The 26,780-nt window shown below is 52.5% G+C and carries 27 protein-coding genes; 18 read left to right on the top strand and 9 right to left on the bottom strand.

What is annotated here, in order from left to right; genetic code table 11:
* Positions 1-9: 9 nt before the first annotated feature.
* Complete coding sequence (locus HWV23_RS10620) at positions 10-993, top strand: zinc ribbon domain-containing protein (RefSeq protein WP_246282676.1); 984 nt, start codon at positions 10-12, stop codon at positions 991-993.
* Between the two features lie 85 nt (positions 994-1,078).
* Positions 1,079-2,140, top strand: coding sequence for a metallophosphoesterase (locus HWV23_RS17275; RefSeq protein ID WP_425487428.1), 1,062 nt, complete (start codon positions 1,079-1,081; stop codon positions 2,138-2,140).
* Positions 2,141-2,255: 115 nt separating this feature from the next.
* On the opposite strand, the gene HWV23_RS10610 is transcribed toward HWV23_RS17275, so the two are convergent.
* The 5 genes from HWV23_RS10610 to HWV23_RS10590 all read right to left on the bottom strand — a co-directional run bounded on the left by HWV23_RS10610 (position 2,256) and on the right by HWV23_RS10590 (position 6,349).
* Entirely contained in the window at positions 2,256-2,639 is a 384-nt protein-coding gene (locus tag HWV23_RS10610; protein WP_178290376.1) for a hypothetical protein, read from the bottom strand.
* Between the two features lie 135 nt (positions 2,640-2,774).
* Positions 2,775-3,041 (bottom strand): type II toxin-antitoxin system RelE family toxin, encoded by a 267-nt coding sequence (locus tag HWV23_RS10605; protein WP_178290375.1) that lies wholly within the window; start codon positions 3,039-3,041, stop codon positions 2,775-2,777.
* 217 nt (positions 3,042-3,258) lie between these two features.
* Positions 3,259-3,720 (bottom strand): hypothetical protein, encoded by a 462-nt coding sequence (locus HWV23_RS10600; RefSeq protein ID WP_178290374.1) that lies wholly within the window; start codon positions 3,718-3,720, stop codon positions 3,259-3,261.
* 182 nt (positions 3,721-3,902) lie between these two features.
* Complete coding sequence (locus HWV23_RS10595) at positions 3,903-4,562, bottom strand: hypothetical protein (RefSeq protein WP_178290373.1); 660 nt, start codon at positions 4,560-4,562, stop codon at positions 3,903-3,905.
* An 86-nt stretch (positions 4,563-4,648) separates the two neighbouring features.
* The gene (locus tag HWV23_RS10590; protein ID WP_178290372.1) at positions 4,649-6,349 is read right to left on the bottom strand and encodes a zinc metalloprotease; all 1,701 of its coding nucleotides are present in this window, start codon (positions 6,347-6,349) and stop codon (positions 4,649-4,651) included.
* Positions 6,350-6,914: 565 nt separating this feature from the next.
* Here HWV23_RS10590 and HWV23_RS10585 point away from each other — a divergent pair.
* The 5 genes from HWV23_RS10585 to HWV23_RS10565 all read left to right on the top strand — a co-directional run bounded on the left by HWV23_RS10585 (position 6,915) and on the right by HWV23_RS10565 (position 10,836).
* Positions 6,915-8,075, top strand: coding sequence for a hypothetical protein (locus HWV23_RS10585; protein ID WP_178290371.1), 1,161 nt, complete (start codon positions 6,915-6,917; stop codon positions 8,073-8,075).
* 193 nt (positions 8,076-8,268) lie between these two features.
* A complete protein-coding gene (locus tag HWV23_RS10580; protein WP_178290370.1) occupies positions 8,269-8,637 on the top strand; it encodes a MarR family transcriptional regulator in 369 nt (122 codons plus the stop codon).
* Positions 8,637-8,990, top strand: coding sequence for a type II toxin-antitoxin system PemK/MazF family toxin (locus HWV23_RS10575; protein ID WP_178290369.1), 354 nt, complete (start codon positions 8,637-8,639; stop codon positions 8,988-8,990). Before HWV23_RS10580 ends, HWV23_RS10575 begins: the two co-directional genes overlap by 1 nt.
* Positions 8,991-9,222: 232 nt before the next feature.
* Positions 9,223-10,149: a transcription initiation factor IIB gene (locus tag HWV23_RS10570; RefSeq protein ID WP_178290368.1), complete on the top strand. Its 927-nt coding sequence runs from the start codon at positions 9,223-9,225 to the stop codon at positions 10,147-10,149.
* Positions 10,150-10,242: 93 nt separating this feature from the next.
* The gene (locus tag HWV23_RS10565; protein ID WP_178290367.1) at positions 10,243-10,836 is read left to right on the top strand and encodes a DUF6735 family protein; all 594 of its coding nucleotides are present in this window, start codon (positions 10,243-10,245) and stop codon (positions 10,834-10,836) included.
* A gap of 462 nt (positions 10,837-11,298) precedes the next feature.
* Here HWV23_RS10565 and HWV23_RS10560 read toward each other — a convergent pair whose 3' ends face one another.
* Together HWV23_RS10560 and HWV23_RS10555 are read right to left on the bottom strand one after the other, a co-directional pair.
* Positions 11,299-12,069, bottom strand: coding sequence for an IclR family transcriptional regulator (locus HWV23_RS10560; RefSeq protein WP_178290366.1), 771 nt, complete (start codon positions 12,067-12,069; stop codon positions 11,299-11,301).
* Positions 12,070-12,176: 107 nt separating this feature from the next.
* On the bottom strand, positions 12,177-13,385 hold the full coding sequence (locus HWV23_RS10555; RefSeq protein WP_178290365.1) for an iron-containing alcohol dehydrogenase: 1,209 nt from the start codon (positions 13,383-13,385) through the stop codon (positions 12,177-12,179).
* 99 nt (positions 13,386-13,484) lie between these two features.
* Between HWV23_RS10555 and HWV23_RS10550 the strand changes: the two genes are divergently transcribed.
* The gene (locus HWV23_RS10550) at positions 13,485-14,012 is read left to right on the top strand and encodes a hypothetical protein (RefSeq protein ID WP_178290364.1); all 528 of its coding nucleotides are present in this window, start codon (positions 13,485-13,487) and stop codon (positions 14,010-14,012) included.
* A 209-nt stretch (positions 14,013-14,221) separates the two neighbouring features.
* Complete coding sequence (locus HWV23_RS10545) at positions 14,222-15,169, top strand: dihydrodipicolinate synthase family protein (protein WP_178290363.1); 948 nt, start codon at positions 14,222-14,224, stop codon at positions 15,167-15,169.
* Between the two features lie 60 nt (positions 15,170-15,229).
* Here the strand turns inward: HWV23_RS10545 and HWV23_RS10540 are convergent, their stop codons facing one another.
* Together HWV23_RS10540 and HWV23_RS10535 are read right to left on the bottom strand one after the other, a co-directional pair.
* Positions 15,230-16,807, bottom strand: coding sequence for a class I adenylate-forming enzyme family protein (locus tag HWV23_RS10540; RefSeq protein ID WP_211693224.1), 1,578 nt, complete (start codon positions 16,805-16,807; stop codon positions 15,230-15,232).
* A 73-nt stretch (positions 16,808-16,880) separates the two neighbouring features.
* A complete protein-coding gene (locus HWV23_RS10535) occupies positions 16,881-18,425 on the bottom strand; it encodes a class I adenylate-forming enzyme family protein (RefSeq protein ID WP_178290361.1) in 1,545 nt (514 codons plus the stop codon).
* Between the two features lie 372 nt (positions 18,426-18,797).
* Between HWV23_RS10535 and HWV23_RS10530 the strand changes: the two genes are divergently transcribed.
* The 9 genes from HWV23_RS10530 (at position 18,798) to HWV23_RS10495 (ending at position 26,778) form a co-directional block, all read left to right on the top strand.
* Positions 18,798-19,808 (top strand): TRAP transporter substrate-binding protein, encoded by a 1,011-nt coding sequence (locus tag HWV23_RS10530; RefSeq protein WP_178290360.1) that lies wholly within the window; start codon positions 18,798-18,800, stop codon positions 19,806-19,808.
* Between the two features lie 3 nt (positions 19,809-19,811).
* On the top strand, positions 19,812-20,321 hold the full coding sequence (locus HWV23_RS10525; protein WP_178290359.1) for a TRAP transporter small permease: 510 nt from the start codon (positions 19,812-19,814) through the stop codon (positions 20,319-20,321).
* On the top strand, positions 20,314-21,606 hold the full coding sequence (locus HWV23_RS10520; protein ID WP_178290358.1) for a TRAP transporter large permease: 1,293 nt from the start codon (positions 20,314-20,316) through the stop codon (positions 21,604-21,606). Before HWV23_RS10525 ends, HWV23_RS10520 begins: the two co-directional genes overlap by 8 nt.
* A gap of 442 nt (positions 21,607-22,048) precedes the next feature.
* Complete coding sequence (locus HWV23_RS10515) at positions 22,049-22,438, top strand: acyl-CoA thioesterase (RefSeq protein WP_178290357.1); 390 nt, start codon at positions 22,049-22,051, stop codon at positions 22,436-22,438.
* Positions 22,439-22,926: 488 nt separating this feature from the next.
* Entirely contained in the window at positions 22,927-23,418 is a 492-nt protein-coding gene (locus HWV23_RS17080) for a DUF8118 domain-containing protein (protein ID WP_211693221.1), read from the top strand.
* The gene (locus tag HWV23_RS17325) at positions 23,346-23,750 is read left to right on the top strand and encodes a DUF8112 family protein (RefSeq protein WP_484549434.1); all 405 of its coding nucleotides are present in this window, start codon (positions 23,346-23,348) and stop codon (positions 23,748-23,750) included. Before HWV23_RS17080 ends, HWV23_RS17325 begins: the two co-directional genes overlap by 73 nt.
* Positions 23,751-23,832: 82 nt before the next feature.
* Complete coding sequence (locus tag HWV23_RS10505) at positions 23,833-24,249, top strand: DUF7985 family protein (protein ID WP_425487427.1); 417 nt, start codon at positions 23,833-23,835, stop codon at positions 24,247-24,249.
* A gap of 4 nt (positions 24,250-24,253) precedes the next feature.
* Positions 24,254-25,996, top strand: a complete 1,743-nt coding sequence (locus tag HWV23_RS10500) for a DUF8186 domain-containing protein (RefSeq protein WP_484549433.1) — start codon at positions 24,254-24,256, stop codon at positions 25,994-25,996.
* Complete coding sequence (locus tag HWV23_RS10495; RefSeq protein ID WP_178290356.1) at positions 25,996-26,778, top strand: hypothetical protein; 783 nt, start codon at positions 25,996-25,998, stop codon at positions 26,776-26,778. The genes HWV23_RS10500 and HWV23_RS10495 overlap by 1 nt, the downstream gene beginning before the upstream one ends.
* Positions 26,779-26,780 lie beyond the last annotated feature (2 nt).

Raw genomic sequence — 26,780 nt, 5'->3', positions numbered from 1 at the left:
CCCGAAATAATGTCTAATTCTATTTCCGGGAATACAACACCGAGTATTCAGGATTACCAAGAGGTGTTAATCTCTATCGCTATAGGGAGCGTAAAAGCATTAGATAATTTATTATTAGTGAACAGGGATGAAGGAGACAGTTCGGTCGTCGACAAAGATAGGGGGATAAGCGAATATATAGATATTTTTGAGGAGTCTATGGAATTAAAAGGAGATTTCATGGATAGCCGCAAAATGTTTGCGGCATGCAAATCTAATGCTGGCCTCGCAGCTTCGATAGATGGACGGCTAAAAATCTATGCTAAACTGGATGAACAGTTAGCTAACTTTTTCAATTCATTCACCTCTTTCATAAAAGGAGCCAGTATTTATGCTGGCATCTGTCCTGAGTGCTCGTTGAATATTCCACCTTCGAATAAGTGTACCAACTGTGGAGAACAATACGGGTCATCAGATGGCCTCATCTGCGATGAATGTGGCATCGAGATACAGCCACAGTATGACTTTTGTCCCTCTTGTGAAGCAGAGCTACCGGACGTCAAGGATGTTGACGAACAAGCAACCACAGCGAGGACCGACTATGCCGACCAACAGATGAGGGAAGCATTAGACCAGATTACGGACCAGCTTGATGACCTCCTTCTATCGATTAGCAGAGTCATTCAAAAAGCACGATCAGAGATGAATCTGTTCGGCTGGCAATTCTGTCCACATTGCGGTGGCGAGTATACTGTTTGGGAGAAATATCTTGACGAGGATAGCCCGCCCCGTTGTATACTATGTGACTGTACCTGGGAGAAAGCCGGATTGATTTGGAAGAAGTGGAAGATACGGAGCCCATATGAAGAGAATCATACAAAGATGAGTAAAAAGGAGTGGAGTAAGCGAGGTAAAGAGCTACATAACAAGAACGAGTTCCAGAAATACTACGATTATGACAAGAGAGAGGAGTTAGTTAGCGTGATCGAATATATAAATAAATTTGTTATGTAACAGAGAACGCTCGCCACTCAGATCAGTCTCCGACTCGTGCGGCAACCCGAACTTATCTATAGCGCCTCGGGGGATACTCTGCATAGTGATTACTCGTGAAGGTGTGCAGCACGATAGACGTCTTACTGACTCAATACGCCTCACCGTTACCGCTGTAAACACACAGCCCAACCACCCTCGCAGTACCGAATTGAAAGCAATCGATGAGGATGGGGACCAACTCCACGTCATCACTTGGAAGACACACAATGTCAGCCAGCAGTGGGTAGAAGGACGAGAGTACGAGCTCGAAGGCGCACGTGGGAAACGGTACTCCACCCAATCAGGGGACCGAGTCGAGATACATAGCACTACGGCGTTCCAAGCCCGGGAAGTTAGCCAGACAGCGGCTACTCGAATCTGCGTCGTCGGCGATACCCACGTTGGATACCGACACCGTCCACGGAGCAATAAGGCGTCCTGGAGTTACGATGTCGATAACCGCGAGACCTTCACGAAAGTACTCCGCCGAGCCCGAAACCAGAATGTCGATGCGGTAATCCACGCTGGCGATATCTTCGATCACGAGACAACACAGTCCGATTTAGACACGGTTCATGAGGAAGTGACGCGCACATGCGAGCAGGGAATCGCCTTCTATTTTGTCCAAGGAAACCACGACAAGGAAGCTGGTCGGCGACTCCTGAAACGGCTAACGGCGGAACAATCGGAGTGCATCCGGCTCACGACCGAGGAGACGTCCATCTCGGGGAAGGGTGAATCTCTGAATGCGTATGGTTATGACCACTCAGGAGCAGAGCTCCCATCATTATCTCCCGACCATCGGTTCCACACTCTCGGAGTTCCAGAGGTACTGGTTATCCACGATACACCGTTCCCCGTCGTAGACGAACAGAACGTGAATATCTACTCACCCGAGCAACTCGACCTTCGGGATTTCCTCACAGAATCGACAGTCACACCGGACCTCATCATCGCGGGCCACCTGCACGTAGGGAGCGAAGGGACGGTTCGTGACCACGATGTACCCGTCCTGACTACGGGCCCAACAGCACCGATTAGTGATTCGACAGAGGACAACGACCCCTCGACTTGGCTACTAACAGTTACAGGGGACTCACCGGAGATTAGCCGCCAGCCATTATGATTCCAGATACGGACATGCCACAACAATCGTTAGCAACGTCTAACGGCATATCCAGTCCGTAGACCTGTATGCGGCTGAAAAATGAATCCGCTGAGTCAGCAGTCAGATAACCCGGCTACAGCTTCCGCTGAGTCATCTGGCTCCGCCGAGCGCGTTCTTCCTCTTTCTCCGGAGTACTCCGCAGCTTCCCGCTTGCGGGCGAGTTCCGGACCTCATGCGAGTAAGAACTGTTCCGGCTGGGGTCGAGAAGGTCTTTCCCGACATCGTCCGTATCCGGACCGTTATCGATGCTCGGCTGACGAGGCTGGACTTCCTTCGTCCGGTCAACAACGTCAGCGACGAGGTAATCGCCCCTGTCGATGAGCCGAACTTCATAGGTTGCCCCAATCTCCCCAGCGGGCACGTGGATGGTCTTCCCGGCGTGCGTCTGGTCTGCAATGAGATTACCGCTGTTGTCAGTCTGACCGACAGTAACCGTCTGTGTGGTTGTACCTACCATCCGCCTTTACCCACATAGAGAAGCTATAAGAACTTTCGTATACCCCACATATCATTTAACGAAAATAGAAATCTGATTTAAGAGGCGATTATCCCGATTACCATCTTAGCTCCGGAATCACCGACCGAGTTTACCCTACCTATAGAGGTTCTCCCGATGGAGAGACTCATCAACGATAATTTTGCCTGCTGATTCATCGATATCCGCGAAAACACGGTGAGACCCCCAGTTGAACTTCCCGGTCGACTGGCCGCCCCACGATTTGTAGCTCCAGTCTGCAGGCGACCGCCACTCGTCAGTCGCGACACGCTCAAGCTTCTTCTGAATCTGGGCTGCAGCCTCGCTGTCGAGGGTTTCAAAAGCCGCTTCGAGTCCACGCCGGAAGGAAATTTCGTAGGCCATAGTTGTCACGCATAGCCGGACTCCCGACTATGCTTGAACTCCCATCCGGTGTTCGCAGGTCACGTTCAACGCGACCCGGGATGGGTACGGCCTATTCGGTATTTGATACAGACACAGCTGCGTCAGATAAGTCTATCTGTGAGCCAGGTTGTCAGTAGGAGGTCATATCAACGGAAGTGTGATGCAGCGGTAAGGCGACTCAAGAAGGTCGCGATGGTTACGTTCCATCTCGAACAGAGGACCAGCAATCTGGACAGTAGCGGTCTTGTAACCCCCCTGACAACGGGGCTGTGACCTCAGTTACCGAGACTTCTGACCCGCATTCACTACACGTAACAGGAGAAGGGATGTCGTCAGGCACAGGAAACCAGTCCGGGAGCTCCGTGAGTTCGGTCGAGAGCGTCCAGCCAGGAATCTCATCTCGATCGTCAAGGAAGGTCTGTTTCAGTTCGTTAACGCCATCATGGGTGATCCACAGTCTCCCGGTCATATATCCCCAATACTCAACCCGGAATCGGTCGTTAGATTCATAGGAGATTTCTATACTGTCGACCCCATCTACAATCCAATTCGGATCGGTCTGATTTCGAGTGATTCTGACCTGTGGTTGATCTTCATTGATGAATTGGTCTCCAGCCTCTCCCTGCTCGAGGATATTTGGCTCCGAAATACCGAACATATCCATATCCTATCCGGTCGTCTACAAGTATCTACTTGGGCGATCTTTCTGGGCGGAGTACCGGACTACAAGACAATGCAGACATGCCACAACAATCGGTAGAGGACGCTACGGCCACCACCGATGAAGACGTCGATGACGTGTAGAACTGCGTTTAGTAACAGTAACTGCATCTCCGCAAGTTAGATGATTCCATGTTTGTCAAGCCATTCTCGAACAGTACCGGTTGAAGCCCCTCCTGCAGCCTCCCCTATCTCAGCTGGCTTCAATAATTCGTCTTCCCATTTCGCTCGAAGCCATTCCTCATCTCGTAACTTCGGATACGCTGGCTGACTTTGAATCCCGAATTTCTTCCGGGCTTTCCGTACAGAAGAGAGGGAGATATCAATCATCGAGCCGATTTCTCGATCAGTTAAATCTTCATAAACGTATTTTCGTCGTATCCATGATTCATTCTGTAATTCGGATGGGCGATGGTCTTGTTTACGAATCCCGTGCTTACTGAGCGCTTGTCTCACTGAGTTCGAAACACAGCCTAAACGGTCAGCAATCTCTTTAGAAGTCAAACCCACATCGATATACTTGGTTTTCAGCCACTTCTCGTTGTGGAGATCTGGATACTCTGGATCGGGACCATGCGACTCCTGCGTAGATGTCTCATCAGGTAGTTCGAAAATTTCGAGCTTCTTCAAACGAGACTTGAGGCGGCCTTCTGGACAACCAATTTCCTTACTCAGATTCTCAAGACTCACTTTCTCCTCTTGCCGCTTCTGCCGAAGCCAACGTTGATCGTCTAACCTTCTATACTGAACATTGTCTCGTGTCTCGATGTAGAATGTCAACAGCGCGTTTGCCAACCCTGCTTGGAACAAATCCGCTTTAGGGCGTTGAGCGTAGATACCAGTAACGTTGTATCTCAGTCTCAGCCCTATGCTTCTCGTCGATAGGTCAGGTCGGCTGTTCCTAACAGCATAACCACGACTACACCCATCGAACTGCTTGTTCCGGTGGGCGTTGGGGTAGACGTAGGGGTCGATGTTTGAGTTGGCGTCGAAGTAGGAGTGGCCGTGGCTGTCGATGAGGGTGTTGCTGTAGCAGTCGAGGTTGGCGTAGCGGTCGGGGTCAATGTGGATGTAGTCGTCTCGGAGGGCGTCGCAGTCGCCGTCGGAGTCGACGTGGCAGTCGCAGTTGACGTCTGTGTCGCTGTCGGGGTGGCTGTTGGAGTCGGCGTTTGCGTTGCTGTCGACGTAGTTGTCGAGGTCGGTGTTCGTGTTTGGGTCGGTGCTGGCGTCGCGGTAGCGGGCGAAGTTGGTGTCGCGGTCGGCGTCGGGGTGGATGTCGGTGTTGGTGTGGTTTCGACTCGCTGGTCCAGTTGTTGCTCGACACCGCCGTTCGCCCATGCCTCACGGAGTTTGTGTGTGGTGATGTATCGGATTGCGAACGACATCTCAGCCATGTGTTTGTAGTCGTTGAACGGTGGCCCGTTCGAGAAGGTGACTGCATCGTGATCCTGATTACCGTAGGCGTAGTTCATGATGCTCTCGTAGCCGGGATAACGTTCGTCCGTATCGACCCCTTCGTACGAGTCGCCGAATACACCGAGGCCGTGCCCGATCTCGTGTGCCGCAGTTTGCTGCTTGCCATACAGATCGCTTCGAATGACCATCCAACTCGCTCCGGCGGTCGACATTCTCGCACGCCCGGAATCCTCGATGGAGCCGTTGGTAATCAGGAAATATCGGACGCCGTACCCCAAGCCGTCGTGATGTTCGGCCTGGCGTTCGTCGACTTCGTCATAGTTATTGGCGCGCTCGAGATTCCGGTCGCTCCGAATGAAGTGGATATGAATCGGACCGACTGCATCGCCCGGTTCCTGGCGGAAAGTACTCTTTATCGTTTGCCGTTGGCTTTCAGTCAAGAACTCGGAGTCTTCGGTCTTGTCGACCTCAATATACACGTCGATTCGTGTGGGGTCAGCATCCATCCCAAGGTCTTGCATCGGGCCCCATTTGAGATGATCCTCGAAGCCGTCGCCGCTCGTATCCGCCTGCTCCGGGTCGGTCCCGATGTGTTCCTCTTTGGCGTTTATCAGTTCATCGCTGTCGTTGTTCTGTATACCCCAGTGTTCCGTCTTCGAGATTTCCCCATCCGAAGCGGCGTCCTGAAGCAGTTCGTGGTCTTTCGCCTGCTGCCAGCCACCGTATTGATTGTCCCGGTCCGACGAGAATTCGATGACCTGGTTCAGGTACGATAGTTCACGCTGGGTATAGCCATCCGATTGCAGCGGCTTGACGATGGACTCAATTTCAGTATCTCGCCTGTCCGGATTCAGCCCCAGAGCTTGCTCTTCGCCGTCCAGTATCCCGTTGTCGTTGGTATCCTGAATTCCATCCCTGAAGGCCGTCGATTGGAACCGTTCAGGAGACGCCAGAATCCGGTCGATAGTCTGCAGCATCCCGTCGGTAATCGTTGTCCGTCTGATGACTGACTCGGCGACGCGGTCGCGCTGGGCGTAGCCTAGGTCCTCGATTTCCCGCAGGCGCTCTAAGAACGCTTCGCCGTCGTTCGTCACCGAGTCGGACTTGTTTGTCACGATAAGATACAGAATCTTTCCTTCGTTCTCCCCCAATGAGCTCTGGACTCGTTCGATAATTGGTGGATACGACTCCGGTGTGTCGGTCGGTGGCGTCAGCGGTTCCGGAGTCGGCGTCGGTTCGTCGCCGGATTCGGTCGCAGTCTGCGTCGCTGTAGGCGTAACCTGTTGGCCCTCGACGACCGGGTCCTCGTTCGGCGCTGTATCATCGACTGCCGAGCAGCCTGCAACAGCGAGACACACTACGAGCCCCAATACGACTAGTACTCTTCGTCGGGAACGAACCCCCCACCTCATGCGAATCTAACCGAACGCTCGTTCTAAAAGGATTATGACAACCCTCTCAAAACGTCGTGGTTGGCTCTATACCAAGAGCCCTGACGCGACGTAGCCCCGGCCGCCGTGGTGCCAGACGTTCCGACTCGTCTCGAATCATCGCTATTGGACGCTAAGGCCAAGTCCTATTCCACTACAGAATGGAGCGACTGTTCTTGCTTGCCATTGCAGGGGTTTCGGGATTTCGTGATACCGGTGTAGAGAGTACAGTTTTTCTGCCCCTGAACGGGCGAGGGACGCTCGAAGTCGTCTCTCGTGAGAACCGATGAAAGCTCCAAAGACATCTACCGTGTTCGCGGGCGTAGACACAAGAACAGACGCAACACTTCCTGCGTGGTATGAAGCCAACCAGAATGTCGAGGAAGTAACGACGTTCGCCGAAGCGATTCGGTCGCTCCCGCAGGCAACGGAAACTACGGTCGGCTACGAAAACCCCTACACCGGCGAGTGGGTCGAGACGGACCGATTCAACGCGGTCGTCGAGCCGACCCGACTCATCGAACAGGCAAGCGGTGATGGCGAAGCCGACGAAGATCCGCTCTTCCACGTTCCAACCTCCAATTACGCCATCATCAACCCGACAGACGTCTACGGGGAACTGGAGGAGATTCTCCGTGCCGAAACGTACGAGGAGACCCCGTTGTCGGAACTTGTCTTCGGCGAAATCAGACAGTACCGAGGCGGCGGCGAAGTCCACATGGACATCATGTTCGACGGGCTGTCGGTTACCCTCCCCGGTCGGAATGACCCGATAACGATGGGCGTCACAACGGGCTACGATTTCTTCGGCAACAACGCGGTGTACGTCGAGGGGTTTGCACGAGATAGCTACTGTGCGAACTCGATCCGGTCGCTCACCGACCGTGAAGTCGTCAAGCACGTCGGCGATATCGACGGCTTCGGGCCGTGGTGGGAATCGGTGCTCTCCCAGTTGGAACTCGTCGCGGATGATTTGCTGGGCTTCATCACGGATGCCCAGGACATCACCGTCTCGTTCCCCGACGTCCCGTTCGACCTCGAAGAGTTCTACACCCTGCTGGATTTTCCGGAGTATCTAGCGCAACAAGCCGCAAGCGACGCCCGATCGAACGCGGCGGACCCCTTCGAAATCGATATGTGGACGTTACACTCAGGGGCGACCTACGCGCTGACCCACTTCTTCCGCGGCAAGGAAGGCGACGCCCTCGACGGCTACATCCGGACGGCCAATGACATCCTGTTCAATCCGGACGGAACGCTCGAACGCGTCGAACAGGCCTACGAACGACAGGCCCAAGCCGAGACCGATGCGGACGGCCAGACCGGGCTCGAAAGCCAGGTTGCGCTGGCGCAAATCGAACAGGTCAGCGACGGTGTCCGTGAGAAAGCCGAGACGTTCGAAGAACGAGAAGAGTTACTGCGGGAGCGGTTTGCAACGGCTGATTAGCGTCTCGAAGCCGTTTTTTGGCCCCTGAACGGGCGAGGGGAGCACAATAGCGTGCCTCGTGACGTGAGGTGGCTTCGAGAAACATCTACGAGCAGACGTTCGACGAGGCTGTACAGAAAATAGTATCTTTTGATATTTTCAGAGCTTTCACTCCTAACGCTCTTTACGATAGAGTACATATCTCCATCCAACGATGTCCATTGATCGAGACACCTTCGAGAACACGAGCGAGGAGGAACTCGCGGGGCTTTCAGTCCCTGATCAAGTACTCGGATTCCTCGTTGCAAACGACAATCGTGCGTTCAAGGCACGCGAAATCGCGTCCCAGATAGGCGTTGATGAGGGGGCGGTCAGCACCGCACTCTCGCGGTTGAAGGACCGTAGTTTAGTTGAGCACAAGGCGACATACTGGGCGGTAACCGACGACACCGACCGACTCGAAGGATATAGTGGCTACGAGCGGGCGACAGCCCTGTTCAACGAGCAATTAGGAGAAGAGGACAAGGAATCGTGGCGAGAGCATGCTCCCAGCGAGCCGCATCCGAGTATGGAGGACGAATAGTGAACGATGAGGATGCGACTGTGGTTTTCGAGAGAGGGGACGTCGTCTATGGGAACGATCCGTTCAAGGGTGAAGAGAACGCTCGGCCGTGGCTCATCCTCTCGAATCACGAAGGGCGTCCGTTCCACGGCGAGCAGTACATCGTGGTGACGTTAACGTCGACATCGTGGCTGGATGGTCTCATTGAGATTCCAGATGAGAGTTGGCTCCGTGGTGGAACACCAGACGAGAGCCGAATCGTTCCATGGGGAGTCCAATCGATCGACCACGAAGACATCGATTTCTGGCAGGGGCGTTTAGAGAGCGAACTCGTCGACGAGGCTGCTGTTTCTCTAATTGAGGAACTACAGTAGCCGCGTGCCCTAGTCAAGTAGTCCCGGTGTAGCGGAGGATTACCTTGTACTGCGCTCAGTTCTTCGATATGGCTACACGGTTTTCAGAGAGTAGTTGCTGAAGACTGGTTTCTCAGCAAATTCGCTGGGATCCCTCCCGGGAGTGAACGATGTCAGGTACTCGTCTCGATGGGTCCGTTTTTGTGCCCCGGAACGGGCGAGGGGCGCACAGTAGCGTGCCTCGTGACGTGACATGGCTTCGAGAAACATCTACGAGCAGACGTTCGACGAGGACGTACAGCAAAACGAACACAACACCTGCCCGGAGTGCAGTAGCCGAGTAACATCGAATACCCACGAGACGGTCTGTGACGACTGCGGACTTGTCGTCGAGGACCAGGAGATGGATCGTGGCCCGGAGTGGCGGGAGTTCCACAACGACGAAGGCGGCCGGCGCGTCGGTGCGCCGAACACCGTCGCCCGACACGACCGCGGTATCGGGACGGACATCGGCCGGAAGCAGGACTCCAGTGGACGGGAACTCAAGGGGCGAAAACGACGCCAACTGCATCGGCTGCGTCGCGAGCACACCCGAGCGAAGGTCAGCTCGAAGGCCGACCGAAACCGCATCACTGGGTTCACCGAGATTCGGCGGATGACGGCCGCGCTCGGCTTACCGACGAGCGTTCGTGATCAGGCGTGTCAACTCTTCCGAACGGCCCAAGATTCGGATCTCCTGCGAGGCCGATCCATCGAGGCAATCGCATCAGGGTGTCTCTACGCGGTCTGCCGTCTCAACGAACATCCTCGGTCGTTCGAGGCGATTGCACGGGTCTCGAAGATCGACGAAGAGCGCATTCGCACCGGATACACCGCGTTGAATCGGGAACTCGATCTGCCCGTGCCGCCAGCAGATCCGTCGCAGTACGTCCCACAGGTAGCGTCGGCGGTCGACGCTTCACAGGAAACTCGGCGGCGAGCGCAGACACTTCTCGATACCGCGGACAACGACCAGATCGCGAACGGTCGGAATCCACTCGGTTCGGCTGCTGGAGCGCTGTATCTCGCCGGACAGGAGACCGGCGAGTATCTGAAACAGAACGCACTCGCGGATGCTGCCGACGTCTCAGCAGTGACCGTTCGGGAGCGCTATCGGGATCTCGAGGGCGCGCGGCGATAAGCAGCCGCGGTTTTTTGTTGGCCCGACGGGTGCGGGCCGGCCTGAGTTGGTCCGCGAGAAACGATGAAGATGAGACAACGGCACGCACTCGTATTGTACGAAGGATCGGACGGCAGCTATACAGCGCATCGGTCGACGTATATCGGGCGGAACCTGCAGTTGGCGACACGCATCAGTTCGGAAACGCCGTACGGACACGGCGATGGCGACTATGAGCCCGCACTCGTGGAGGAAACGCCGATCGAGGAAGGTCGGTCGCTCCAAGAGGTAATCGACAGGCTCGATTTTAGCCGATTCGGGGCCGTCGTCATCGTCACCGACCGGTTCAAGGTCAGACCGTATCGAACCGTCTGGTTCGGTCTCTCGGAATGGAGCGACAAAATCTACGAGGATGATGCGTTCGGCGAGGGTGCGATCGTTGCCTTGTCACACGTCGATGGCGAAGCGGTCGCTGATGGGGCCTTTTGCACCAGCATCGAGGCGGCGAAAGCGACGCTCGGTGGACTGGTTGATGCGGGCGATTTACCTCCGGAGACGGCTCGGGATCGCCTTCGGGGACTCGTCGCTGGCTACGCTTCGGGTGGCCACGAGGTGATCTTCGCCTCGGGGTTGGACCCTCGAGAGAGCGGAGTGACGCTCGCCGACCAGGTACTCACCTCCGGACGGCAGCTGCTCGGACTCAAATAGACCGGCCCAGAGTACGGTAATCTCTTGACGGTTTTTTGTTGTATTCGGCCACCACCCGCCAGCCACCGCCCCACCCTCCGCTCCGTGCTCGATCACTCCGTTCGCTGCGCGCGCAGCCACGACCTATATCCGGGAGGACAGGCCCTAGAACGCTCCAGTATAATGTTTACCGCTTGCATATATAAGCGTTTGAGGTTACGTACGTCATGTTAACAGCCCCTTGAAATTCCAGATATATTGTATTGACATAGTACCGAGATTTGGCAGACCATAATCTCGTTCCCGAGTAAAACGACATGAATAACATCATTAACTCTGTTATTTTAGTAGACGCAGCTCAGAAGAGCAATCATTCCCCCTATCCAAGGGTGGAACCAGAGATACTACGTGGAGATTCGACATCATCGAAAGTGGGAGAAATCAGATAGTCAGTAATTCTCCGTGGATCAAGTATACCGCATTTTAGTACCTATCTGTACGAAATAACAGTTCAATCTCGTTTGCGACGCCTTTGAGCTTCTGGGACAAATCACCCGACATTCGATCCTGGCTCATCCGATTTGCGGGTGCACTAATACTAATTGCGCCCATCACTTTATCCTCCTCGTCATGGATAGAAACGCCGATGGCGTGAAGCCCAATAACAGACTCTCCGAGGTTGTATGCCACTCCCTCTTCGCGAATCTGGTCAATCTCTTCTAACAATTCCTCTTTTTGAGTAATCGTGTTCTCCGTTTTTGACGGAAGACCGTGTTTATCAATAATATCTTCCACCCGCTCGGGAGAGAGGGATGCGAGAATTGCCTTACCGGCGGCGAGATGGTGAAGTTTCGTATGTTGACCTTCACGAGCATGTGTTTTAACAGATCGGTCACCAGATGCACCATTCAGATACACGGCTTGACCATTTTCTTCGACGATACACCAGACCTTCTCTTGTGTACTTTGGGCTAGCTCTTCGATTGTCTCAGCTGTGGGTGCGTATAACGGATGTTCCCTTCGCGCTACTTCACCGTAATCAAGGAATTGTAGCCCGAGTCGATATTCTGTACCAGTCTTTCGGACGAGACCATAGGAATGGAGGGTGGAGAGATGCCCGTGCACGGTACTATTTGCTATATCGAGGGTGTCCGCGATCTCGGAAACATGTATCTTATTTCCCTCTTTCAATAGATTTATGATTGAAATAAGAGTTTCATCCGATTTGATTTTCCGACTTTCTTCTATTCCCATGCATCTTGGTTGTGAGCATGGACCAAAATGATTTCGATGCTATCGAATTTTTACTCGCATCCGGATGGTTCATAGTGACTTGTCTACTGGGAACAATAAGATCTAATCTACCAAGCCGAATCCAATATTCCCTCAATTTCAGCCGTAGTGGGTGTGAGTCCAGAAGGACCGAACTGAATGCCAATATCGTTTCTGATGGCCTCCGCAAGTTCGGGGAAATCATTTCGTTCTATTGCGTCAAGCGTTCGCAGTTCTGAAGGGAGAGAGAGAGCGTTCCGAAGCTCTCTGACACGATTCACGATTGCTGTTTGTGAATCTTTCTTAGTCGCACACCCGAGGGCCTCTGCCAGTTGTGCTTGGTTGGTTTCGATATTATCGAAAATATAGTCGAGAACGGTTGGAGCCACAATACCATGCACTTGGCCTTGATGGACATCATATCGTTGTGCTAACTGATGGCCGAATGCGTGGATAACCGAGTACTTCGCTCCCGTAGTTGGGTCGATTAATCCAAGTGTCGAAAGAGCGACTCCGGTCATCGCCCGCTCGAGTGTATCAATATTTTGGCTATCGCCGAGCAGATTCGGGATCGACTCGTTGAATAGTCGGATGCCTTGAGTCGCCGTCGCATCGGTGAAAGCTGAACCATTTCTAGAGTATAGCATCTCGATACCATGGTCGAGACCATTCATCGCAGACGGACCGAGCACAGAATCTGGCGTTCTTGCTGCGATCTTTGGATCATAAAAGATCGCCTCAGGCCAGAGATCAGGACTAATCATAGGTGCGTTTCGAACTCTTCTGGAGCCTTGATCGGGGTCACCAATATTCATGCCTGCCGCGCAGGTTACTTCTGCGCCGGAGAGTGTGGTCGGAATCGCAATCACCGGAAGTGATGCCGACGGAATATCCGAGAATTCGATCTCCCCGTCATCTCCAACGTCCGCGAAGAGCGTTGTCGGATCATCGTCGGTTACCGCGACCGCACTGACGGCTCTTGCTACGTCGACGGTGCTTCCACCCCCTACACTAACGATTCCATCGATACTGGACGATTCGATGAGGTCTACAGCTGCCAACACGGTTTCAAGCTCCTTTTTGATACTTACCTCATCAAATACAGTGACGTCAAGGCTACCTAGTCCGTCAATAATGGGGTTGATGATTTCGGAATCGGCCGCTACCGATTGGCTGGTGATTAACAGGACATGTGATATCTCAGCATCTTTCGCTATCGGTTCAAGTTCACCGACACATCCTGCGCCAATAACGAATCGCGATGGCCCGTACCAATGATGTAAAGTATCGGTTTGCATTCAAACTGATACACGGAAACCATCCTCTTGGGTGTTTCCCCGTCGTCTGGTCTTTGAAGTGGGGGGAAATTTTATTACTATACCCGCAAGATGGCAACTGTGCCGACAAAGAAAAATTACGGCGTGTTGCCGCAGCAACAGCCACACAAAATTTCAGTAGATGAATCTCCAGTCCTCGCTGAAGCAGCCAGTGTCGGCGAAGACGAGATGCCGATGGAGATACGATCAACAGTCCTTACGAACGATGTCATTACCACATGGACAGAGGGCGATCCGGGTGCAGTGGTTCCGTGGCACTCGCATAGTCCCGAAATGTACCAAATACTCGTTAATCTCGAAGGAAGATGCGTCTGGGAATATCGGGATAACAATGGAGAAGTCCAATCAATAGAAGGCGGACCGGGTGAAATCATCTATTTACCGGCAGGTGCGGAAAACCGGGTTGAAGTAGTTGGTGACGAACATCACACTCATATCGGGATACTCAAACGGCCACGAGTCCCGCGAATCGAACATCTCATCGGTGACACAGACGAGCTCTATGACCCGACGGAATTCCCTGCAGCCCTCGTTATGGATGACATGAACGACCGCGTCGTCCGCACAGGAGATGGTATTTCGCTCTAAGGGAGCTCGGATTCATAGCAGAGTATAGTCGCGTGTTCTACCATTAGGTTCAGCCCAAATTCATTTCAACGGCTGTTAGTAATTGTAAACAAGAGTATCTGTTCTAATCTCAAAAGCTGTTTGTCGGCGTTATCTATTCGATACCCAACCCGGTTGACGTTACCGGTACCCAAATACTATTTATCCAGTTGGAATGACCTACTTGTGCCGTGATAGAAATAACCGAAGACACAGAAACAGAGACGGGAATCACCAAGCCATGGGGAGTGATCCACTGCCCAGTGACGCCGATGACCAACGATGGTGAGATAGCATATGATAAGTTGCCAGAATTCGTCTCTTATGGTGTTGATGCCGGCGTAGACGGTGTCATGTCCTGTGCAACGACGGCCGAGTTCGCAAGCATGACTTACGATGAGTGGCAACGAGTGACGAAGATTACGATTGAGGAGAGTGGAGATCTCCCCGTATTCTGCAACGTAACAGCTGAGAGTCTAAAGAAGACTAAGCGGATGGCACACTTCGCCGAAGAGAACGGCGCTGACGGCGTCATCTGTTCGAATCCTTACTACTGGCTCTATAACGACCACCAAGAAAACCTGCGCCGGTTCTATAAGGAACTTGCACAAGACATCGAGACTGGTCTTTCCATCTACAATTATCCAATCAGAACCAAGAACAACACGACGCCGTCCACACTCATCAAACTCGTCGCCGACGAAGAACTTGACAACGTAGTCGGCATCAAGGAAAGCAATCCGGATCTGCATGAACTCCTCGCAAAGCTACGACTTACAGATGAATATTCTCAGTTTAACGTCGGAATCGGAGCGAATACATTCTTCCCGTTTTCATTAGCGGGACTCAATACTGCTTGGTGCGTAACGACGAATATTGACCCCGACCTGATTGTCGATCTCTGGGCCGCCTGTCGAGCAGGTGAGTGGGAACGAGCGAAAGAGTTGCAGTTCAAAGCCTCACGCCTACTCGGAATTCTCTTCGGCCAAGACTACCCAGCCAATATCAAGTGTGCCCTTGATCTACTCGGGCGCTCTGCTGGCCCACCGCGTAGTCCAATTTACATGCCGGGGGACAAACGGCGGGAACGGCTTGCGCGTAAACTCGACGAACTCGGATACGACGTACAGACAGCTTGAGGAAAAGCAACGACTCATCAAAAATAACCCCTGACGGTTCAGGAGTGGTTTCTGTGGACGTCAGCGAGAGTCGTACCGTTCTCGAAACTGCGACTCGACGACGCTCCGTTTGATCTTGCCACTCCCTGTTCGGGGCGCTTCTTCCCGTATCTCAACGATACGTGGATGCTTGTACGGTGCGAGTTCGTCAAGGACATAGGATGTAATCTCGTCCTCATCGAGGATCTTGCCCTCTTTCGGGGTGACGAGCGTCGCAACCACTTCGCCCTTCCGCTCATCGGGGATGCCGACGACAACAGCATCTCGAACATCTGGGTGGCTACAAATCGTGTCCTCGACCTCAGCTGGATAGACGTTGAAGCCACCGGTGATGATGGTGTTCTTCTTTCGACCTTTGATTGTGACATAGTTGTCGGCGTCGCGTGAGGCAAGATCGCCTGTTTTGAGATATCCATCCTCCGTGAACGCCTCTTCGGTCGCTTCCCCATCTTCGTAGTAACCGGCCATCACTTGGGGGCCCTTTACAAGAAGCTCACCAGCCTCACCGTCGGGGAGTTCAGTACCATCCTCATCAACGATCTTCACCCGGGTGTGCCCTGTTGGTTGCCCTGCTGCTCCCCTCCGGTTGCCGAGGGATGCATCAATGCTACTCAATACGGCGGCAGTAGTCTCGGTCATCCCGTATCCTTCCATAATTTCGACGTTGAAAGTCTCCTCAAAGGATGCCTGCAGTTCTGGTGGTATCTTCGTTCCACCCTGTTGAGTGGCCTGAAGCGAACTAACATCATGGCGCGTCTCGTCGTACTCATCAAGCAAGTCGGTGAACATCGTCGCCACACCGACGAACTCCTCAATTGGCTCCTCGGTCACAAGTTCAAGGACAGTTTCGGGATCCCACTGGTCCGGCCGACAGAGATTGAGCGTCTGGCCAGCGGCAAGGGCTGACACTGCCAACAGGAATCCGGTGATATGGTAGGTTGGTAGAATGACAAGTGCATCACCAAGCTCATCTTGTCGAAGACGGCGTGCAACCGTCTGAAGAATTTGCACCCGGAAGTTGCGGTTAGTCAAGAGAACTCCTTTGGGATCGCCGGTTGTTCCGGATGTATATGGTTGGAACACTACGTCAGACGGCGAGCGTTCGACAGTACAATGATCTCCCGCTTCGATTAGTTCGTCAATCGTTGCGTCAACCCCATCGTCTTGTTCCGTCGAAAATAGTGCGACATCTCGATCTACATCGTCAATCGCATCCCGTGCGTGATCAACGCTATCGGGACTAATGATAATAGCAGCTGCATCGGCGTGATCAAGTTGGTACGCGATTTCACGACGTTGATACGAAGGGTTGATAGGTGACGCAACAATGCCACCGGAGGCACAGGCCCACGCAGCTTCGATAAACGGGATACCGTTCGGAAGGCAGAGACAGCAACGGTCGTCCTCGTCTAACCCGTACTCATGCAAGCCATCCGCAAGGCTAGTGGCTCTGTTGTGGAGAGTTCCGTATGTAACTGTCTTGCCCTCACATCGGACGGCGCTGGCCGAGGGAGTCGTTTCTGCACTCCGTTCGAGGAGAGATACGAGGGTATCACCATGTGTTCGAAGTTCCTGAATTGTCGGTGGTTGTGTGGGCACACTCATCGGAGACACCCCGCCAACATATAATTTCGTTTGAACCAGCGGTGTTGAGTGGGAATGATACGATGAGTCATCCGTCTAGTTCCTCCGTTCGATCCCAATGATCGACCTCACCACGTTGCTCACGTTCACGAAGTTTGGACTTTTGAATCTTTTCCGTCGGTGTGTAGGGGAAGGTATCGACGAATTCGACATAGCGAGGCACTTTGAACGATGCAAGTTCTGCTTCGGCGGCCTCAATAATATCTTCTGGATCCAGAGACGCACCTGGTTCAAGTTTGACGAGGGCCTTGACCTCTTCGCCTCTAAACTCGTCTGGGGAAGGAATGATTGCCACTTCCTCAACCTCGGCCATGGCCTTGATCACCCCCTCCACCTCGTACGAAGAGATATTCTCCCCGGAACGGCGAACGACGTCCTTCTTTCGGTCAACGAAGTAGAGGAATCCGTCCTCATCCATCCTCCCATAATCTCCCGTGTACAACCACCCGTCCCTGATGGTTTCATCGGTCTTCTCAGGTTGATCGTGGTAGCCAGCCATCGTTGACGGACAATCCATGATAATCTCACCTTTCTCACCACGAGGGACTTGGTTTCCGTCGTCATCGACTATCTGTACGCGCTTTTCTGCCGGCGGCAATCCAATACTACCCACCCGTCGTCGTGAGGGTTCGGTGGGGTTCAGGATTAATAGAACATCTTCGGTAAGTGAGTACCCTTCGACAACCCTGATTCCAAAACGTTCTTCGAACGGTTCGATCAGTTCTGGTGGTGTCCCGGCAGAAAACACCTTCTCTACCGGATTATCGGGATTGACAGTCGATGGGTCAACATTGTCGAGCATCTTTAACATCGACCCCATCGCGTTGAACTCGGTGACGTTATGCTCGCGCATCCATTCCCACCAGCTTGAGGTCGAAAACTGATCGAATAGAACGAGCGATGCACCAACAGCACAGGCACCGAGCGTCGAATAGACCTGCGAGTTCGCGTGAAAGAGAGGGAGACACGTACCGAGTCGGTCTGATGGGGCTAGACCCATCCTCTTAGCGAAGTCAGCGGCAGCGTGTGTGTAATTGAAATGCGTGATTTCGACAGCTTTCGGTGGTCCCGTCGTACCACTGGTATACATGTGCAACGCGATGTTTGAATCGGGATACGTTGGCGCATCGTATGACCTCGGTTGGTCCTCGATCAGCGTGGAGAGTGATCGGTTCGAGTCATTTTTTTCGATAGTGAGGACTTCCTCGACACTGCTCTCTTCCGCGGCTACAGACGCTGTCTCGATTAATTCATCTTCCGTGATTAATATAGAAGGGTTCGAAAGATCGATGCTGTGTGATAGCTCCCGGTCCGTGTACTCAGGGTTGGCAGGTGCCAAGACTGCTCCAAGCTTCGATGTCGCGAAGAATAGCGCAAGGAACGTCGGGCAGTTTGGGAGGAATACGCTTACACGATCACCTTTCGAGACTCCGATCGATTCTAGCGCATGTGCGGTCTGTGCTATCCGTTCAGCAAATGCTTCGTATGTGTATGAACTGTGATTTGGGAACGTAACGAACTCTTTCCCTGGATTTCGCTCTAGTCCCGACTGATAAAGCTCGTGTATACGCATCGAGTAATCTGTCTCTATCAAATTGTATTAAACGTTCCGCCGCCCCCGAAGAATTCTACAAATAGATGGACTATATTAAGTAAAATAGAACTGGTATAGCGACCTAGTTCTACCAACTACAGGGATTCCGTATATCAAACAGCCCTGCTACCCTATGTAGATATATAGATTATAACGAACCCGGTGTCCATGGAAAATATCGATAGGCGGTAGCATTAGCTAGCTTAAAACCATGATATGTAGATAGTCTAAGGATATAAGAGGATTCTAAGCTCGAAGCCGTACAGCAACACTAACCCAATTAAGTTCTGTGCTTAACAATGAGGCTAATTAGGGGAAGATTTAATACCTATTTGTTAGAATGGGTGGTTGATGACGTTTAACAACGGTGTTAGCAGGCGACAAGTACTGCAAGCCGGTGGAGTTGGCGCAGGATTCAGCCTTGCGGGATGTCTCGGTAGCCTCGGGTCAGATTCGGGGACCGAATTGACGTTCGCAAGCACATTTGAAAAGGGGACACTCGAAAACATCGCCATCGCCAAACTCAAAGAGAAGGTCGAAGCAGAAACGGACGGAGAGCTCGCCATTAACCACGTTCCTGGTGGAGCATACGGGGGAGAGGAAGAGATGACCCAAACACTCAGCAACGGTGGTCTCGAAGGGATGGGTGCAGGCCCACTTCCGATTGCAATGTGGGCTCCAGAAGTATGGTTCCACTCTAGTCCTTTCATTATGGATGACTTCGAACATCTCCTACGAGTCAACAACAGCGAACTAATCCAATCTTCCTATGAAAATATCCGACAAGAGCATGATGTCCGCGTGCTCGGTGACCCACTCTATGTCGGTTGGCGTTCGATGACGTCAAATGAGCCTGTAAAGACTGTAGAAGATTTCCAAGGATTCGAGCTCCGTGAGACACCTATCGGGACTTGGATCGATAGTTGGGAAGAGATTGGTGTCAACACCACAACTACCCCGTCGGACGAGGTTTACAGTTCCCTTGAATCGGGTGTCGCTGAAGCGACCACCTCCGACGCGAACCAAGCACTTTCAATGAGTCTCTATGAGGTACAGGATTACTTTATCGAAGTCGAGTACCTCGTCGGCAACCGGAATCTGTGGATGAACGAAAACTCCTTCCAAAATTTGGACGAGACTCATCAGGAACTCATCCTAGAAAAATCCCAAGAAGCCTCTGAGGAGACGACTCAGCAGGGGAAAGAGGCGGAACAAGAGACTCTTGACGAGTTGGAATCAAATGGAATGGAGATCATTAGCGATGTCGATAGAGAAGGACTTCGGGAAGCGGCTCGTCCTTATATCGAAGAACAATTTGATACGAACTGGAAAGGGACTTGGGAAGAAGTGAAAAGCATCTAACAGATGGATTCGACAGATAGCGGTTTCAAATCAAACACGATATTGGACCGCGTGCTTCTGTACAGTCTCTCTGCATTGTTTTCAGCGCTCGTTGGGATTACAATCATTCAAGTACTGGTGCGTACGTTCAATCTTGGATTCCTCGGGCTACCGACGTATCTTGTTGAACCGGTCGCAACTGTCCTGTTGATTGTCGGAACCTATCTTGGTGCTGCCGTCGCCTCACGAAACAGCGAACATATTAAAATGTCTACCTTTGAAAAGCGACTAACAGGACGAAAACGTCTTGCTCTCAAGGCCACTGCATCGACGATTACAATCACCGTACTCCTAATTTACACTCGTGGAGTATTCGGATCGATGTTTAGCGAGTGGAACAGTGCATTCGCCGAAGTGACCTTCATGCGGCTTGGAGCTATTTATGCCCTCATCTTGGCCTCATTGGTCCTGATGATGGTTTTCGAAGGATGGAACGCAATCGATGCCGCTCGGGATGTGACCGACGATGATTGAGGTACTGGTTCTCACCTTTTTGTTTTTGGGTGTTCTGTTACTATTGTACGCGATGGGTGTTCCAGTCGCGATCGCAATGGCTGGAACGAGTATTGTTATCATGGTTTCACCGTTTGGACGAGGCCTCAACTACTCGCTCATCAGCACACAACTGGTTTACAGCCTCAATAGCTTCACACTACTCGCGCTCCCGTTCTACATTTTACTGGGTCGAATCATGAACCGGATCGGACTTACCGAAGTAATATTCGACTTCGCTAACGCACTGTTCGCCCAGTTCCGAGGTGGGTTAGCTTATGTGAACATCACAGCGAGTATGATTTTTTCGGGGATGTCCGGACTTGCGTTGGCTGACGCTGCTGGGCTAGGTCGTATCGAGTATGAATCGATGCGTGAGCGTGGCTACAATAAGAAGCTCGCGCTTGGGGTTACTGGATCTTCAACCGTTATCGGTCCGATTATCCCACCAAGCGTAACGCTCATAATTTACGGTGTCCTCGCAGGTGTCTCGATTGGTGACCTATTTATTGCAGGTGTGATTCCGGGTTTACTACTCGGCATAATACTCATGGTGTTCACGTTCATCATCATGCGAAGGGACGGTATCGACCTGCGTGAGGAGTTTGATTTATCAAAAGTGATTGCCAATCTCAAGTTAGCCCTCTTGCCGCTATTTCTCCCGGTATTGATTATCGGTGGTATCCTCTCAGGATTCTTTACTGCGACCGAAGCAGGTGCGGTTGCTGTTACATATGCACTCTTGCTCGGGGTTTTCTATGGAGACATGTCATTCAACGATCTCCATGAGGAGATCCAAGCGAGTGCCATCGAGACGTTCTCGTTGTTATTCTTGCTCGGTGCCGCGTCGCTGTACGGTACCGTCGCACTCCAACTTCAGTTACCGATGATGCTAGCGGACCTGATTACGTCCATCACCAGCAATCCTATTGGAATCATGCTCTTGATCATTCTCCTGTTGTTGTTCGTGGGAATGTTCATGGAGACGCTGGCAGCAATTACCATCCTTGTACCGATCCTCGTGCCAATTCTCGACAACGTAGGTATCGACCTAGTTCAATTTGGTATTATCATGATCCTCACCCTAATGATTGGACTCCTCACTCCGCCTTTCGGGGTAATCTTATTCGTTCTGGAAAAGGTTACAGACGCGAGCCTTGAAGAGATCACGAAGGCAGTCGCTCCGTTCTATGTCCCGATCATGATCGTGATTCTACTGCTTGTTGCTTTCCCAGCTCTGACCACTTGGCTTCCGTCGGTTTTCTAACCGACTTCTATATTTTGAACTGCTGAATCACCAAAGAGATTATTACTGAATAGACGCCTACCGATTGGTAGGGGTTCACAATCGACGCCGAGTCGAATTATTAGCAGCGTGGCAACCATTGGCCCATCGGGTGCTCGTCTAACCCCGCGAGCATCTTAGAGATTCTACGAAACAATCACACAACTCTTCGTATTATTGCAGACGCCTTCTGTAAATCCGAATTAAGGGCTGCTAACCCAGCAATCTACTACGGGGCACGTATTTATTTGCGTGACTAGAAATATGCCAACTTGGGACATCACCGAGTCGAATAAACAAATAGTGGCGAATATATCGCCTCGTCGATGATCAAAGACGTTCGATTTAGTATTCAAATTAGTATTTAGGCCTCAATTGGATATCTAACGACAGTCTGAAGACAGTTCCCCGACATTGGTTTGACATGGCACACTACTCAACGACAGTTGAGCCACGATATAGTGATCTAGACGGGATGAACCACGTAAATCATGCAGTATTCGTTACGTACATGGAAGTTGCACGCCTCGAATTCTTCGAAGAAGTTCTAGGGATGAACCTTGAGTCACCAGATATGGTCGTCGTTTCTCTCCAAGTTGACTACCAAGGCCCTATTAGTTGGGGCGACTCCGTTTCCGTAGACTTGAATCTGGGCGACATTAATGAGAAGAGTTTCACACTTAGTTACGAGATTAACACAGGCACAGACACGGTGGCGACTGCAGAAAGTACACAGGTAACGATTAAACCTGAAACGGGCGCGGCCTGTACTATTCCAGATCAATACACATCTGTATTCGAGTCACTTCAATAGCGGTTCCCACAGATTCAGTATACTTTCAGGCGTGATTAATGTTAGAGCGCGTAATCTTGGTACTGACAACTGTTATCTCTTATGTACATAAGACTATTAGCATGGGAACCGGGTGTAAAATCGAACATATAACACGAACATGGGAATTAACAAAACGCTATTTCCAGTGAAGGCGGATTAACCACTTGAGCTATATTCGTGTTGCTAAAACGCTTTGAGAGACTGCTAATCGGTCTTAATATTCCAAAATCCGATAATAATCAGAAGTACACATCTATTATGTTGGTATCGCGATTATCAACTCGGCAGGTGTCTTCCAATAGCGGGTGCCATCGACGAGAAACACAGAACCTTGCCTCGAACAAACCGGAATAGTGGCTTCTGAGACCTGCGTTACATCCCGGTAGAGATGACAACTAATCACCTTTGATAGCTCGTTTTTGCGCCCTGACGGGCGAGGGCGCGCGACGTAGTGCTCTCGCCCAACTATGGATCGACGAGAAGCTTTCACCCCAATACCGAACAGTATCGATGACCTCGAACCGAGGACACGACGTGCGTACACGGAATCGATGCAGGTCACGCTCGAACAGGCGGGCGGCAAATATACTGTCTACGCCGAGTCCGGAAACATCTACACCGTCGATGTCGTCGATGGAACCTGCACCTGCCCGGATTATCGTGAAAACACGCCCGAGAACGGCTGCAAACACCGACGCCGCGTCGAGATGGAGATCCGCGCGAAGCGCGTCCCGACACCTGATGGTCGGATTCCGAAGCGAGTCGCCTCTGACGGGGGTGCAACCGTCGAGTCTCAGGTCGAAGATAGAAACAATACCGGGCAGATTCGTGGGCCAATCCCTGAATTCGACGCCTACGGTGAGTGGACTGGCGAGGAGTACTACCGATGTCGGGGCTGTGGCGCCGAAGCGATGCGAAAGCGAGATTTGGACGACTGCTGCGAGGCAGCGGAGAAATGATCCCGAGGGCGATTCAAGTCGAAGCAGTCGGAACGCTAACGGGGCTGGCTATCGGTGACGCCTCAACGGCCCCTCAATGTACGACCTGTGGCGCGTATCTCTTCGCGGAGACGACAATAATCGGCTACGCATATCGCTTCACGGACGAACGAGAGCTTTCTCTGGCCCGCCTCTACTGCAACGAGTGTGATCAGAACCCGCTATCCTATCCCACGCTCGGCGCTCACGAAATCGTCGTCAAAGCAACGCTCCGACAGTGCCAAGGGACGCTCTTGCTCGGTGAACCAGCAGCTGTGGCGTACGTCGACCCATCCGAGCATTCAGAGTATTAAATAACTCGACGGACTATTACAATATTTAGTCTGAAATTTAGGTACTTTATCCCCTCCTGTAGAATGGCTAACTGAAGTAAGCATGAATACAACGTCGTCTTCCGAGCAACCGCCCACCCTATCGACGGATAGACGAATCGCGCTAATCGCGTTTAGTGTGATCGTAGTATTCAGTCTGCTGACCGCCCAACCGGCGACAGCAGCGGAAAGCAGTAACCCAGTCTGTAACGAGCAATCCGGTACGCTGACCGACATGATCGAAGGGTTCGTTCAGCTCACAACCGGGCTGGGAATCATGGGCCTGCTGGTGGTTTGGCAGGCCGACGAGCTGATGGAGATGTTCACCCTCAGCCGCGAGCAAAAGGCCTCTCTGAAGGAACACAAGCGAGGGGCGATGAAATCGGGTGTCGTCCTGACCGTTCTCGGACCCCTGTTCACGCTTGCAGGCAATTCGATGGACCTCCCGATTGCCGAGTGTGTGAACCTGATCCCGTTCTGAAGATATGCGCCAACTGGGAGCCATCATCGGCTGTATCTTTCTGTTGGTCAGCGGCGCTACGAGTGCCGCTGCAGGACCGCCGCGTCCCGGATCGACCGATAGTGGCCTGAACGAAAGCGAAGAAGCGACGCTGTGGGCGAAACAACCCGGCTCAACGTACATTTCGAACGAGGAGTATCGTTCAGCCTACGGTGAGAACCGAACGACGATTCACCAAGTCGCCAACGGCTCAGATTTGACGTTTGCCAGACCACCATCGACGGCGAAACGCTGGACGCGGTTCGCACACGACGAATACTCCCCAGGCGGGCGGAAGACGTCAGTATACCCGCCGCACGCAACGACGAAAAGTTCGACCTACATCAAGGATGCCCACGCGACGGTGTTCGCGGTTTCGCCGTCGACAAGGGCGTATCTCAATGCGTCCGAGACGCGATTCTATATCGCACCGGACGGCCTCGTGCTCGGAACCGTCGATTATCGAGTCACCGTGCCGCCTGACAGGTACCGCATAGACAGATCGGTCACTTGGCAGCTCACCAATCACACGATAAGTGAAGTGCGCCTCTACGCAGACGACAGACTACTCGTCGAATCCGACGGGAACCACCACCCGAAACTGCGGTACAACGTCGAGGGTGACGTCGAGACGCTGCGGCTGGAAGCCGATATCAATACGACCCTCCGGAAAAGCGTTGATGCCTCGCGAGAAGTCAACCGATCACTCGGCAACGGGACCGAGACGATCGACATCGACAAGACGGTACTCGTCAACGACTCCGTGACGGTCACCGACGAAATCCCCGTCGACGTCTATGATCTGCGTGCGACGGCGCATTTCTCGGAGTATCCGGATGGAAAGATGGGCGTCTCGATTTATCAGACCGAGCCATGGCAGGGCTATTCCCTAACCGAGAACGGGAGTCACCGAGTCAGAGGCGTTTGGCGATTCTTCAACGCCAGAGACACGCGCTGGGACGTCCTTATGCGTTCAACGGCGAAAGAATCCAAGCCGATCGAATCGGATGCGTTGCCCGTCTACGTTCACGCGTATCCGTCAGAACTCGGGCCACGGGCCAAGCCGGAGTACGGTGGTCCAACGATTATCGAAACGTGGGGCCGATCCTACGAATCGCCCGCCGAGTCGATCCCGGAGAACGTCTCGGTAGCGGTCATCAACTCGACGTACGAACCGACGTACGGCATGGCTGTTGAATCACGCCATGTCAACCCGGATGCGCTGACAGTTCACGGCATCGTCTACGGCACGCAAGCAACGATCCTCGAATCTCCAACTAGTCCGCGGAAGATTCGGGAGAGCAGCCTCTCGGCCTCCATCGTCAAGCGAAACGAATCCGGAGTTACGGTGCTGCTGAAATTGGAGGCCGCCAAAACTGGCAATCCGATTGTATTGCAGGATAACAATCGTCGGTCGCCAGTTGGCACACTTGAACAGGAAGGCTACATCCAGATCGCGGACCAGCGCGTGAAAACGAATGGAACAGGCAAAGCGACGGTTTTCATCACCCAACCCGGCACGTATACGGCTCGATACGAGCCGGAATCGTGGCTCAGCGCCTATCCACCGTATGCGAGCGATACCGATATCGTTCGATGGCATCCACTGACCACGATTTACGGCTGGACAAGGCTGTTGTGGCGGTTGGGAATGGTCCTGCTCCCCTTCGCGGTCGCACTGTACGCTGGTCGACAACTCGGAACGTTGCTCCACTGGAGGCGATTCTAATGAGAGAGCGAACTCGACGCAACGTGTTGTGTAGTATCGCCGGAGCAGCAGCGCTTGCTGGCTGCTCTGAGAGTACATCGACGGGAGGAGAATTATTCGAGAATGTCACTGTAGACAATACCGAACTTGTCGTCAAACTTGCCGACGATACCAGCGGCAATATCGCAATTACAAATCCGGACGGTGAGTTATTCGCTGAAGCAGACCGAACATCCGGGGAGACTCAGCTCACCTTCGAGTTGGGTGTAGATTACACTCCGGGCGAATACGAGATTGCCCTAGTCGAGAGCGGTGAACGAAGCGCGACGACATCTCTTGACATACATCCCAATCTGGAAATCGTCGATATCGGTATAGGGGAGAATCACCCAGATCGAATGCCAGACTCACTTGGAAAAACAGCAGATGTAGAATGTTTTGTCGAACTACGTAATACGGGTACTGGTCCTACAGCCATTCAGCAGTTAGAGTTCAGCGGCGATGTTCCGAATCCTACAGCGTTACATAACTCTGAAAGTGGTATTTTCGACGATACAACCGGACAAGGGGAACGCGACCGAATTATCCTAAACCCAGATTCTGCGGATACAATCTTCAGTAGTACACTTCCGTTTTCGTTCGAAGGTGAGGGAACGGATTGCAAAGAAGAGAGACAAGAGGGAGAGTGTCTCATCACTATAACTGGAACTAATTATCCCAATATCGAACAGCAGTTTCTGGTTGAATACCCAAGTGCGGATGAATACGACGCCTGTAGACCAGAAATCATCGAGAGGGGATGAAA

Source organism: Natronomonas halophila (assembly GCF_013391085.1).
Lineage (GTDB): Archaea > Halobacteriota > Halobacteria > Halobacteriales > Haloarculaceae > Natronomonas > Natronomonas halophila.
This window is presented reverse-complemented; position numbering and strand designations above follow the sequence as displayed.